The 11,861-nt window shown below is 54.3% G+C and carries 11 protein-coding genes; 3 read left to right on the forward strand and 8 right to left on the reverse strand.

The window, feature by feature from the left end:
• Positions 1-9 precede the first annotated feature (9 nt).
• The 5 genes from AC2FIC_RS08995 to AC2FIC_RS09015 all read right to left on the reverse strand — a co-directional run bounded on the left by AC2FIC_RS08995 (position 10) and on the right by AC2FIC_RS09015 (position 4,506).
• On the reverse strand, positions 10-924 hold the full coding sequence (locus tag AC2FIC_RS08995) for a hypothetical protein (RefSeq protein WP_246097123.1): 915 nt from the start codon (positions 922-924) through the stop codon (positions 10-12).
• A gap of 197 nt (positions 925-1,121) precedes the next feature.
• Positions 1,122-1,910, reverse strand: coding sequence for a lytic murein transglycosylase (locus AC2FIC_RS09000; RefSeq protein ID WP_496692348.1), 789 nt, complete (start codon positions 1,908-1,910; stop codon positions 1,122-1,124).
• A gap of 65 nt (positions 1,911-1,975) precedes the next feature.
• A complete protein-coding gene (locus AC2FIC_RS09005; RefSeq protein ID WP_496692347.1) occupies positions 1,976-2,620 on the reverse strand; it encodes an MSMEG_1061 family FMN-dependent PPOX-type flavoprotein in 645 nt (214 codons plus the stop codon).
• Positions 2,621-2,725: 105 nt separating this feature from the next.
• Positions 2,726-4,132 (reverse strand): type I glutamate--ammonia ligase, encoded by a 1,407-nt coding sequence (gene glnA, locus AC2FIC_RS09010; RefSeq protein ID WP_142633127.1) that lies wholly within the window; start codon positions 4,130-4,132, stop codon positions 2,726-2,728.
• 35 nt (positions 4,133-4,167) lie between these two features.
• Positions 4,168-4,506 carry a P-II family nitrogen regulator gene (locus tag AC2FIC_RS09015; RefSeq protein WP_142633129.1) on the reverse strand — a complete coding sequence of 113 codons (339 nt, stop codon included), beginning with the start codon at positions 4,504-4,506 and terminating at the stop codon, positions 4,168-4,170.
• Between the two features lie 169 nt (positions 4,507-4,675).
• Between AC2FIC_RS09015 and AC2FIC_RS09020 the strand changes: the two genes are divergently transcribed.
• From AC2FIC_RS09020 to tig, 3 genes are all read left to right on the forward strand, one after another.
• Positions 4,676-6,463, forward strand: coding sequence for an NAD(P)H-hydrate dehydratase (locus AC2FIC_RS09020; RefSeq protein ID WP_496692346.1), 1,788 nt, complete (start codon positions 4,676-4,678; stop codon positions 6,461-6,463).
• A gap of 271 nt (positions 6,464-6,734) precedes the next feature.
• Positions 6,735-7,859, forward strand: a complete 1,125-nt coding sequence (locus tag AC2FIC_RS09025) for a porin (protein WP_496692345.1) — start codon at positions 6,735-6,737, stop codon at positions 7,857-7,859.
• A gap of 183 nt (positions 7,860-8,042) precedes the next feature.
• Entirely contained in the window at positions 8,043-9,374 is a 1,332-nt protein-coding gene (gene tig, locus AC2FIC_RS09030; RefSeq protein WP_496692459.1) for a trigger factor, read from the forward strand.
• 97 nt (positions 9,375-9,471) lie between these two features.
• Here tig and AC2FIC_RS09035 read toward each other — a convergent pair whose 3' ends face one another.
• The 3 genes from AC2FIC_RS09035 to AC2FIC_RS09045 all read right to left on the reverse strand — a co-directional run bounded on the left by AC2FIC_RS09035 (position 9,472) and on the right by AC2FIC_RS09045 (position 11,795).
• Positions 9,472-10,329 carry an acyl-homoserine-lactone synthase gene (locus AC2FIC_RS09035; protein ID WP_496692344.1) on the reverse strand — a complete coding sequence of 286 codons (858 nt, stop codon included), beginning with the start codon at positions 10,327-10,329 and terminating at the stop codon, positions 9,472-9,474.
• A gap of 96 nt (positions 10,330-10,425) precedes the next feature.
• On the reverse strand, positions 10,426-11,127 hold the full coding sequence (locus tag AC2FIC_RS09040; RefSeq protein ID WP_185956601.1) for a helix-turn-helix transcriptional regulator: 702 nt from the start codon (positions 11,125-11,127) through the stop codon (positions 10,426-10,428).
• 191 nt (positions 11,128-11,318) lie between these two features.
• Positions 11,319-11,795 carry a transglycosylase SLT domain-containing protein gene (locus AC2FIC_RS09045; protein WP_281994455.1) on the reverse strand — a complete coding sequence of 159 codons (477 nt, stop codon included), beginning with the start codon at positions 11,793-11,795 and terminating at the stop codon, positions 11,319-11,321.
• Between the last annotated feature and the right edge of the window lie 66 nt (positions 11,796-11,861).

The following is an 11,861-nucleotide window of genomic DNA, read 5'->3' on the forward strand; positions in this document are numbered from 1 at the left end:
GGAATTAGTCTACATGCCTAAAGCAGTTGCCACACCGGCAAAGGCACCGCTGGTGCTGAGCGCTGATATTGCAACCGAATAGGCAAGTACCTGAGTATTCAGGCGGAAATCTTCACCTCGGATCAGGTTGACGGCAGCCATCGAGGCCGCGATCGGGACCGACACGCTGGCCACGGCACCCGTAAGTCCCCAACTGGTAAGTCGCAGGATATCATTGGGTTTCTCGTGGTCGAGGGGGGGAGTGTCGGTCCGATCATCCGGTTTCTGCTCGATCGGTTCTGTCCGAAAAGCAATGCTAAGCAACTGCTCGTCTGACAGCTGGATTGGCCGCGCATGTGAGGTCTGCGTTTTGTTTCTTGGCTCATCCAGATCTTCTGTCTCCGTTAATTCAAGACCTGCAAACGGCCCGGAAACGGATTCGAAAATTTGTTTTCTGTCCCGCTGTTTAACGGGCGCCAGAGTGTCAAAAGCACTCATGAATTGTTCCATGGTCAGGACTGTATTCGGAGACAGCCATTCCACGCGCTGAGTCGCACAGATATCAACCATACGATACAGGATCACAACAAGCATAAGCTCCGAGATCTCGCTGTCGTCCAGCAAGGCGGAAACAGGGGTAATTGTGACCGTCAACCGGTTTTCGGGCAGGGTCACCCGGGGTTTCGAGACGGTCCTCAGACCGGCCGCACGGTCCCGCCGTTCAAACCGGTCTTCTGTTTCAGCCAGTTGGGTATCCAGCGTAAGGCGCACAAGGTACTGACTTGAGACGATGCTCGCCTCGGTCGTGTTCAAGATCGTTTTGCGCTCAACAAGATGGCCGTAATCTTCCAGGGTCGCCGCCACGATGGCACCAAACCGCTCGATCGCGCCATTGGTCTTGCCTGTGAACTGCAGGCCGCCGTGATAGCTGTGCTTCGGAGTCACTGCGCATTCCTTTGTGCATTCCGTCAGATGACTCAAATTATCAACAGATAAGGGAAAGAATTGGGCGGAAATGGAAAAAAATGAGAAATCGGCAAGATTGATTACGCATTGGAAACCTAGGCATTTTAAGGGCTATTTAGCGTCTGTGGCGACAATGTGTCTGAATTGCGGTCGCCCTACATGACAGACCGACACAATCATCCGTCGATTCGAGCAGCCATGATTGCGATGGATTCTTGGTACACCGTCGCGGCATTCCACTGTTGAATGACCGCAAAATTCGGTTGGCCCGGTTGATATCCGCGTCCGGGCTTCCAGCCCTTTTTACGCAGGAAATTAGCGGTCGAGGCCAGCGCATCGGTCATATTGTAGAAATCGACCTGACCGTCACCCGTGGCATCCACACCGTATTCCAGGGCATTGCCCGGCAGAAACTGTGTATGTCCCAGCTCACCATGCTTGGCACCAACAGTGTTGGTCGTAATGCTGCCTTGATCGACCAGCTTCAGTGCTCCGATAGCGTGGGGGACGAAGAACTCGGATCGGCGACAATCATAGGCCAAAGTGGTTATTGCTGACACAACCTGGCTGTCACCCATGAAATTTCCAAATCCTGTTTCCATTCCGTGAATAGCGATCAGAACGCCTGCTGGCACCCCATACTGGCGCTCGAGCGTCGCATAGAACTGAGGGTTCCTGGCTTTGCGCTTACGGCCCTGCGCTACGATGGTATCCGCGCCGCGGATCTGCATGAATTTGTCCAGCGAGTATTTAAAACTCTTTTGGTTTCGGTCCGCGGCAATGGTTCGGGTGGCGTATTGGCTTTGGCTCAGCGCCTGCAATCCCTTCTTTTTTACTCCCGCGCGCCGAGCTTGCTTTGCGAAATCCCGCTTCCAGGTCTCAAATCCATTTCCGGTGTTGCCACAGGGAGCCGCTGCCGCAAAGCCAGGTAGAGAAATTGCCAAAATAAGAGCAAGCCGAAGCATCTTGTAATCCGATCCAATGAAATGACAGGGGCAGCCTAGGCAGGGAAGCCGCACACGAAAAGGGGTTAATAAAGGTCGAGTTCCCCGGTGCCCTTCAGGCTATCAAACCATTCATCCGGCGTTTTGTCGATTTTGGCGTGCTTGACCATCATGGCGTTCATATTGGGAAGCCCTGATGAATCTGGCCAGTTTTCAGGTTGCCACATATCCGACCGGATGACGCATTTAGGGCAATGTGCAAAAGCGGTCTCGATATGAATCATAAGGGCTAGCTTAGGCGCGCGATTATTCACTGCCATACTGTTCAGCAAGTCCGGGTCAATACATATGCGCGCGGTTCCTCGGATGCGCAAAGTCTCCAACTTGCCAGGCACTAGGAAGATCACACTAACACGCGGGTCCTGTATTATATTGTGAAACGTGTCAGTCCGCTTGTTGCCTGGGCGGTCGGGAATGGCGATCAGAGTGTCTGAGATCAGCCGAACAAACCCTTCGGGATCCCCACGAGGAGAAATATCCAGATAACCACCCGGATTGGCCGAAGCTATCAGGCAGAAGGTCGACTTGGCGATAAAGTCGCGGCACATGCCGTCCAGCGCGGCTTGTTCCTTGGCGATGATCTGGGGAAGGGGCGCGCCGGTGATGCGCTCCAGTCCCTCTTTCGAAGTGACGAAATCCGAGAACGGGGCGAATGCGGTTTCGGCTGACATGCGATCTCTCCTAACCGGGGTAATGGCAAGTGTGAAAGATCGGGCCAAACGAAACAAGGGGCGCCCGATGGACGCCCCTATAGAGTTATCGTCGAAAATGCTGGATTAGCAGCTGTAATACATGCCGTATTCAACCGGATGCGGCGTGTGTTCGTAGGTTTCGACTTCGTCCATCTTCAGTGCGATGTAGCCGTCGATCTGGTCTTTAGTGAACACGTCGCCCTGCAGCAGGAAGTCGTGATCCGATGCCAGGGCTTCCAGAGCTTCACGCAGTGAACCGCAAACCGTCGGGATGTCGGCCAGCTCTTCGGCCGGCAGATCGTACAGGTTCTTGTCCATGGCTTCGCCCGGATCGATCTTGTTCTTGATGCCGTCCAGACCAGCCATCAGCAGCGCGGCAAACGCCAGGTAGGGGTTTGCGGCCGGATCAGGGAAGCGGGCTTCGACGCGCTTGGCTTTCGGGCTTTCGGTCCATGGAATACGGACACAACCCGAACGGTTACGAGCCGAGTAAGCACGCAGGACGGGGGCTTCAAATCCGGGGATCAGACGCTTGTAGCTGTTGGTCGCCGGGTTGGTGAAGGCATTCAGTGTCTTGGCGTGCTTCAGGATACCACCGATGAAGAACAGTGCCTCGTCCGACAGATCAGCATACTTGTCGCCAGCAAACAGAGGCTTGCCGTCCTTCCAGATCGACATGTTCACATGCATGCCGGTACCGTTGTCGCCTGCGATTGGCTTCGGCATGAAGGTCGCCGATTTGCCGTATGCATGCGCCACGTTGTGGATGATGTATTTGAACTTCTGCAGCTCATCTGCCTGTTTGGTCAGGCTGTCAAAGATCAGGCCAAGCTCGTGCTGGCACGACGCAACCTCGTGGTGATGCTTGTCGACCTTCATGCCCAGACGCTTCATGGTCGACAGCATTTCCGAACGCAGATCCTGGGCTTCGTCGATCGGGTTGACCGGGAAGTAACCGCCCTTAACCCCCGGGCGGTGGCCCATGTTGCCCATTTCGTATTCGGTGTCGGTGTTCCAGGATGCATCAGTTGCATCAACTTCGTAAGATACTTTGTTGATGCTGTTCGAAAAACGCACATCGTCGAACAGGAAGAATTCTGCTTCTGGGCCCATATAGGCCACGTCGCCGATACCGGTTGCTTTCAAGTAGGCTTCGGCTTTCTGGGCGGTGCCGCGCGGGTCACGCTCATAAGCTTCACCGGTGTCGGGCTCGACAACTGAGCAATGCACGCAGATGGTTTTCTCTGCGTAGAACGGATCGACATAGGCGCTGTTGGTATCGACCATCAGTTTCATGTCCGAGGCTTCGATGGACTTCCAGCCAGCGATGGAAGAGCCATCGAACATGAAGCCTTCTTCGAGGAAGTCTTCATCTACCTGATCGGCCACCAGGGTGACGTGCTGCAGTTTGCCGCGCGGGTCAGTGAAGCGGACGTCGACATATTCGGCGCCTTCGTCCTTGATTAGCTGAAGAACTGCGTCCTTGCTCATTCTCTTGATTCCTCTGAATTGAAGATTTGGTCTTGTTACAGTGCGTCCGAACCGGTTTCGCCGGTACGGATGCGAATTGCTTGTTCGACGGGTGAGACAAAGATCTTGCCGTCGCCTATCTTGTCGGTTTTGGCGGCGGAAACGATGGCTTCGATGGCGGCATCGACCAGATCGTCGTCCAGCACAACCTCGACCTTCACCTTGGGCAGAAAGTCGACCACATATTCCGCGCCGCGATAAAGTTCAGTGTGACCTTTCTGACGGCCAAACCCCTTGACCTCGATCACGCTGAGGCCCTGGACTCCGACGTCCTGCAGCGCCTCTTTCACTTCGTCCAGTTTGAACGGCTTGATGATCGCTTCGATCTTCTTCATACCGGGCTCCCTTTAACTCTTGTCAGGATGGCACTGACCACGTCTAAGATCGGGCGGCAATGTGAATGAGAAAATGGCGATGCCGGGTTGCATGGAAATTGGATGGCCGGTGAAATTTTGAACAGTTTGCACAAAAAATAGTCGAAATTGAATCGCGCGAGGGTTCAGCATGACAGACTTACTGACTGCAGCACAGATGCGGGCGATCGAACAAGCGGCCATTGAGTCCGGTGATGTGACCGGTCTTGAGCTGATGGAACGGGCTGGGCAGGGTGTTGTCGAGGCGATTTTCGAGGAGTGGCCAGAGTTGGACAAGCGAGGGGCCAGCCCCTCGCGTTCCCTGACGTATCCGCGGCCAGATGAAGAGGATCCGTTGCGGGCAGTTGTCTTGTGTGGGCCAGGAAACAACGGTGGGGACGGGTTCGTCGTGGCCCGGCTTTTGCGGGAGCAAGGGTGGGAGGTCGCGGTGTTTCTGTATGGTGACCTAGAGAAGCTGCCGCCGGATGCGCGGGTGAATTATGAGCGGTGGCTGGAGCTGGGGGAAGTTATACCTCTGACTGAAAAGGACATGCGCAAGGGTGGTTCTGCCGATCTTTACGTTGATGCTCTGTTTGGGACGGGGCTGAAGCGCGGCTTGGACGGAGAATTGTTCAAGGTCGTTCGGCATCTTTCTGGTGTGAACGGGGAGCACTATACCGACCGCCTGGTCAGCATAGATGCCCCATCCGGCTTGTGTTTGGACAGTGGGCGGGTGTTGCATCAAGAGCCATTGAACCTATGGCCTCGCGAATTTTTGGACGGTGTACCCGCAGAGATGCGAAACAAGGTAGCTCCTGCGGGCGGCGCGCGTGCTTTGCATGACCGTTTTGCTTGGTTGACAGTGTGTTTCGACAGCCCAAAGCCTGGGCATTTTCTGGCGCAAGGACCGGATTTGTGTGGCAAGCTTGTTGTGAAAGACATCGGTATTTCCACACAGCGTTGCCGCTTTAACGGTGAACCATACGACAGTGCGTTCACATTAGGTCCCAAGCCTTTTCGCAGGGCGAGCCGACCTGCTTTTCTAACCCTTGCCGAGGCACCTGGCCGCGTGAAGGACGAGCGAACATGGGTTGGGTTGCCGCTTTATCGCTTGCCCAAATTCAAACAACAACACAAGTATTCCCATGGACATGCGCTGATCCTGTCCGGTGGTTCTGGCAAGACCGGCGCGGCGCGATTGGCGGCGCGGGGTGCTTTGCGGATTGGGGCCGGGTTGGTGACATTGGGTGTTCCTCCGGCGGCACAGATGGAAGTTGCGGCGCAGGTAACCGCGATCATGTTGCAGCGGGTTGAAGATGATAATGCACTGTCGGAAACCCTTGAAGATGAGCGCTTGAATGCTTTGTGTCTTGGCCCCGGTTTAGGTCTGGAGCGAGCACGGCATTTGGTGCCTGTTGCCTTGGCCTCAAAACGAGCGACAGTTCTGGATGCGGGCGCACTGACGGCGTTTGCAGACGACCCGCTGACGTTGTTCGACATGCTGCATGACGGTTGCGTGTTGACCCCGCACGGGGGCGAGTTCGCGCGGCTGTTCCCGGATATCTCGGAAAAACTGAAAGCGGTTCCCATCAAGGGTCCGGCCTATTCCAAAGTGGACGCCACCCGAGAGGCTGCCAGGCGGGCAGGGTGCGTGGTTTTGTTCAAGGGACCCGATACCGTGATTGCGGAGCCGAACGGGCAATGCTCAGTGAATTCGGCCGTTTATGAACGTGCGGCGCCCTGGTTGGCGACAGCCGGGGCCGGGGACGTGTTGGCGGGGTTTATCACCGGGTTGCTGGCGCGGCGGTTCTCGTCCTTGCAGGCCGCGGAAACTGCGGCATGGCTGCATGTGGAATGTGCGCGATCCTTCGGGCCGGGGTTGATCGCCGAAGATTTGCCCGAACAGTTGCCACGGGTTTTGCGGGAAGTAGGTCCTTAATCGCCTCGGCGAAAATCCGCCGCTGCAGTATTCGATGTCCCAAAATGAGCGTATGGTGAAATTCAGGTCAGGCGTCAGTATTGCGGCAAGCGGTCTGGGTGACTTGGATGACATATATTCTATCGTTTTGAAGTAGATCAAATTAACACCCTTCAGCTGCGGTTATATTCGCACAAGATGCGTGAGCTGAATGGGCCCGAGACAGGGGATCATAGAGAAATCGCGCACAAGCGAGCAGTGCCCGTAAATAGATCCATTATGGTGAATGACTATGACCCAGAAAGTATCGATAAGCACGATTGCGACTTGCCTGACCGCTGCATCGGCCATCCCAGCAGCGGCGGAGCTTAGATATAACAACAACAGCGGCGGTTATGTTGAGCTGTATGGCCAGTTTAACCCCGTAATTGTCTCAGTTGACGACGGGGATGAGACGGAAACCCGTTTGCTGGACAATGATCTGTCCAACAGCCGTGTAGGGCTGTTTTTGATGCAACCCTACGGTAGCAATGAGTTTACCTTCCGTTTCGAATCCGGTCTGGGCCTGCCGAGCACGGGGAGCGCCAACCAGGATGGGACAAATGCCGATGGTTGGAACCGTGAAGATATTCGGCACGTCGATTTTGCGTTGAAGGGTGGCTATGGTAAATTTTCTGCCGGGCAGGGCAGCATGGCCTCGGATGGAGCGGCCGAATCCGATCTATCCTATGTTGGCACGGCGCTCTATTCGTTCACCAATGATGAGAATGGCGCCTTCTTTTATCGTGAGTCTGATGGAATGCTAAGCGGCATTACCGTTGGTGACACATCTGATAACTTCGATGGTTCAAGGCGCGGGCGCATTCGCTATGACACGCCAGATTTCAACGGGTTTTCGGCAGCGATAGCCTATGGTCAGAACATCCTGTCCAGCAGCGATGACGATGATTACTACGATGTGTCGGTGTCCTATGGAAATACCTTATCCAACGGGGTGGAGATTGCTGCATCCCTCGCCTACGCCGTGCGCGATTACGATAGCGGATCCGGGGAGAGAAAAGACACAATCGGGTCCGCCTCGGTTCTGCTGCCCAGTGGTTTCAGCGTAACCGCAGCTTTGGGTTCAAGAGATGACACTTCCAGCGGTACCAGTGACCCGAATTACTGGTATGCGAAGCTTGCGTATGAAGACGATTGGGTGTCATGGGGTAAGACTGGTATCGGCATCGACTATTTCGACGGATCTGATTTCTCGATCGACGGCTCGAGTACTAAGGCCTGGGGTATCGCTGTCGTACAGCGCATCGACAGTATCAATACCGATGCCTATTTGAAATACCGTAACCATGATTTCGATGACACCACGAGTTTCGATGACAACGAGGCTTGGGTGCTGGGTGCGCGCTGGAAGTTCTGATCCCGCGAACAATTCCTCAAGAACGCTCCGGCCAGGTCCGGGGCGTTTTTTTGGTCAAATCGGCGGCAAAACAAGGCTGATCCGGGCTTTGCCCCTTGCACGCGGGCGGCTGGGCAAATAGAAGGCCTCAAATTTGCCCGGCGCGCCGTTTTGCGCGCCCCGAATCCTATGGGGACTACCATAATGCAGGTTACCGAGACGCTGAACGAAGGTCTGAAACGCGGCTATAACATTGTCGTATCCGCAGCTGAGCTGGACGACAAAGTTAACGAGAAACTGATCGAAGCACAGCCTGAAGTCGAAATGAAGGGCTTCCGCAAAGGCAAGGTACCGATGGCACTGTTGAAAAAGCAGTTCGGTCAGCGTCTGCTTGGCGAGGCGATGCAAGAAAGCATCGACGGTGCAATGAACCAGCATTTCGAAGACAGCGGTGAGCGTCCGGCACTTCAGCCTCAGGTGAAGATGACCAATGAGGATTGGAAAGAAGGCGACGACGTACATGTCGAGATGTCTTATGAGGCCCTGCCTGCCATCCCTGAGGTCGACCTGAAATCGGTTGAATTGGAAAAGCTGGTTGTCAAAGCCGATGACGCGGCCGTTGAAGAAGCGCTGGGCAACCTGGCCGAAACTGCGCAGGATTTCAAATCCCGCCGCAAAGGCTCGAAAGCCAAGGACGGCGACCAGATTGTGTTCGATTTTGTTGGCAAGGTTGATGGCGAAGAGTTCGAGGGCGGATCCGCTGAAGACTATCCGTTGGTTCTGGGTTCCAACAGCTTCATCCCCGGTTTTGAAGAGCAGCTGGTTGGCGTAAAGGCCGAGGAAGAAAAAGACGTGAACGTCACCTTCCCCGAAGAGTACGGTGCCGAGCATCTGGCCGGCAAAGACGCTGTGTTTACCTGCACCGTCAAGGATGTGAAAGAACCCGTCGCCGCCGAGATCAACGACGAGCTGGCCACCAAATTTGGTGCAGAAGACTTGGAAGCGCTGAAAGGCCAGATTTCAGAACGTCTGGAAGCGGAATATAGCGGTGCTTCGCGGGCGGTGATGAAGCGTGCTCTGTTGGACGCATTGGACGTGAAGGTTTCGTTTGATCTGCCACCGTCGCTGGTAGATGCCGAGGCCAAGCAGATCGCACACCAGCTGTGGCACGAAGAAAACCCGGAAGTGGAAGGCCACGACCACGATGAGATCGAGCCGACTGACGAGCACAACAAGCTGGCCGAACGCCGCGTGCGTCTGGGCCTGTTGCTGGCCGAACTGGGCCAGAAGGCCGAAGTTGAAGTCACCGATGCAGAGATGACCCAAGCGATCATGAACCAGGCGCGCCAATACCCTGGTCAGGAACGCCAGTTCTTTGAGTTCGTGCAGCAGAACGCTCAGATGCAGCAGCAACTGCGCGCGCCGATCTTCGAAGACAAAGTCATCGACTATATCGTCGAGCTGGCCCAGGTTGCGGATAAAGAAGTCAGCAAAGACGACCTGCAGAAAGCCGTTGAGGCATTGGAAGAGGAGTAATCCTCTTCTGCCCATAGAATTCTTATGGGCACAAAAAACGGAGCCGTCTGAAAAAGACGGCTCCGTGTGGGTGGCTTTATGCTATGAGGTGAGGGGGTCAGGCCTCATGAGCAAAAGCACGGGGGGTCCTTAGCAGAGCAGTTTTCTGCTCTGGGGTGAACCGATCCGAAACTGCTTCGATCAGGTTCAATACAGCTTCGACTTCGGCTTTTGTGGTTGCCGAATTCATCTGTTCGACAAAGTACTTTTCCATCTGGCTTAGTGGTTGGTGGTCGTAGTTCGCCACACCTGTATCTGCCGGTGTTTTGTTTCTGGCATACAGATCTATTGCCTGCTCGTCCGTCAGGAATACATCGTGAGCGATGTTCGCATATTCCCGAATTCCGGAAATTCTCTCATCTGAGCAGTCCATCAAAGCGGCCATGGCGACGACTTTACCCATGGGCTTAGCACTGCCGAGGTAGTCATAAGGCGCGTTACCGGACCTTTGCAGAACGCGGTTCATAACTGGATCAATCACCGCGATCGAGTCAAGAACGCCAGCCGCTTTGGCATATTCGAAAGAGCCAATCATAACTTCGCTGGTCACATAGGATACAGAATTTTCACCGCGCCCTCGGCCCAGTTTTTTAGTATCGACACAGAACCGGGTGGCTTCCCAGACTTGCGCGCTCCGAATTGGAGGTTCTCCATCCAGGATCGAATGGAAAACATCGGACAGCATATGCGGTCCTTTGGTTTGCAGTAGTCTCATGCACCCGACAACGTCCCCCTCGTCGTCGATGCTGACTACATGTGCTGGATGCAGATCATCGAAGTGGTCGCGCTCGCGCCCATCCTCAATATTGACCTCCCAACCAAGGCGATCGCCGAAAACACGAGCGCGCAGTTTGAACATGTCATCCAAGACATCTTTGAACTTATGTTGATTAATACCATCAATAACGATGATCATTTCCATCCCCCTACAGTCTGGTTACCGTAGGGTTTAGGTTAACCAAGAAATAAGCGCAGACTATTAGGGATTTCCCGTAGAAGTGCTTTTTTTTGATTAACCAGGGGCAATTAGGCCCAGGCCGATCGCACGACCAATAGCCTGTGAGGTGGTCAGTGCGCCCAACTTTTCACGCCCGGACCGCATATGAACTTCGACGGTACGGTGTGAAATAGACAAAATATCACCGATATCTTGTTGCGACTTTCCGTCAGCTACCCATTGGAGGATTTCCTGTTCGCGTGTGGACAGCGTGGGCAGGTAAAGAGCTTTGGCCAGCAAGCCAGATTGCATAACAGTATCGTGGGCTTGAACGGCAGCAAGTTGCAGATCACCCATGACATGTTTCTTTAGCTTATCCCATTCGGAATCCGAACAGTCCCGGGTAACGTTTAACAGTCCGCATTCACCATAAGGTCCACGAACAGGAACGGTTAACCCCCTGGAACTAATGCCAAAATCATGGGCGTCACGGAATACCGCGTTGAACTTCTCGTCCTGATCAAAGCGTCCCCAATCAACGGGTGCAATGCTTAGGACAGATTGATAAAGCGTCGGATCGAAGTGATGAAAGCCCTGGCTGCCATAGTGGATTTTCCACTCATCTGGATAGTTTGCATAGCCCTGCACATCACCTTTCACAGGGTTAAAGGTGGCATAAGACGCATAGTCGAAGCCAAGCTCTTCGCAGACGGCGTTTATAACGTCAGCGGCCGACTTCTCTGTGTGGTCGACCGCGGCCAAATCTATAAGTTTCACCTGTCCAACCCTTGTGGCGGCATATCTCTCCCCCAAGACATGCCAGACTTGTCCTTAGGGGTATACGTTGCGTCAACCACAGGGCATTGTGCAAGCAAATTGTTCGCCTTGTGTAGTCATATTGCGATGTAATGGCAACAGAATGGTCCGAAACAGCATGTCTCAGATGATTCGTTTCGGGGTAAATCCGGTTATTCCGGACGTAGCCCTGTTTCGACCAGCATCCCACGTGCCTTTGCTTCGGGATAGAACCCTTTTGCGTAAAGGAATATGGCGCGTTGCTGGTCCCCGTCGGACAATAGCCAAGCGCCCCGCAGATATTTCCCGGCAAATTCGAGATTTGTGTCTGCATCCAAAAGGCCTTTGGCGTTTCCAGTATACCCCATAGAACGAGCTGTGGCTGGCAGGATTTGCAGCAAGCCATAATAGGGCCGATTCACAGCCCAAGGTCGGTGAGTGCTTTCGCGAATTGCTAGCTTGTGCACCAGTTCGCGCGGCACTTCGTAGTGGTCGGCCCATTTGTTTATGGAGGCCCGCAGTTCCGGTGTTTCGTTGGGATAGAGCGGAGGATCAAACGTGTTCTGGGTTGGGGTATCGGGCCCTCCGCACGCCGCAAAGGGTGCAATTATCAATAATGCCAATACACTGCGGCGCAGAAGAAATGTCATTGATCGTCTCCGAATAGTTATTATGCGATGATAGGAAACCTATTGATGACCGCAAGCAAAGGCCGG

Source organism: Ruegeria sp. CDSC079, from assembly GCF_059610505.1.

Excerpts from the sequence above, each read along its gene's own strand:
- AC2FIC_RS09035 (WP_496692344.1), bottom strand. The coding sequence starts at position 10,329 with ATGATCATCGTTATTGATGGTATTAATCAACATAAGTTCAAAGATGTC.
- AC2FIC_RS09020 (WP_496692346.1), top strand. The coding sequence starts at position 4,676 with ATGACAGACTTACTGACTGCAGCACAGATGCGGGCGATCGAACAAGCG.
- AC2FIC_RS09000 (WP_496692348.1), bottom strand. The coding sequence starts at position 1,910 with ATGCTTCGGCTTGCTCTTATTTTGGCAATTTCTCTACCTGGCTTTGCG.
- AC2FIC_RS09025 (WP_496692345.1), top strand. The coding sequence starts at position 6,735 with ATGACCCAGAAAGTATCGATAAGCACGATTGCGACTTGCCTGACCGCT.
- AC2FIC_RS09005 (WP_496692347.1), bottom strand. The coding sequence starts at position 2,620 with ATGTCAGCCGAAACCGCATTCGCCCCGTTCTCGGATTTCGTCACTTCG.
- tig (WP_496692459.1), top strand. The coding sequence starts at position 8,043 with ATGCAGGTTACCGAGACGCTGAACGAAGGTCTGAAACGCGGCTATAAC.
- AC2FIC_RS09045 (WP_281994455.1), bottom strand. The coding sequence starts at position 11,795 with ATGACATTTCTTCTGCGCCGCAGTGTATTGGCATTATTGATAATTGCA.
- AC2FIC_RS09015 (WP_142633129.1), bottom strand. The coding sequence starts at position 4,506 with ATGAAGAAGATCGAAGCGATCATCAAGCCGTTCAAACTGGACGAAGTG.
- glnA (WP_142633127.1), bottom strand. The coding sequence starts at position 4,132 with ATGAGCAAGGACGCAGTTCTTCAGCTAATCAAGGACGAAGGCGCCGAA.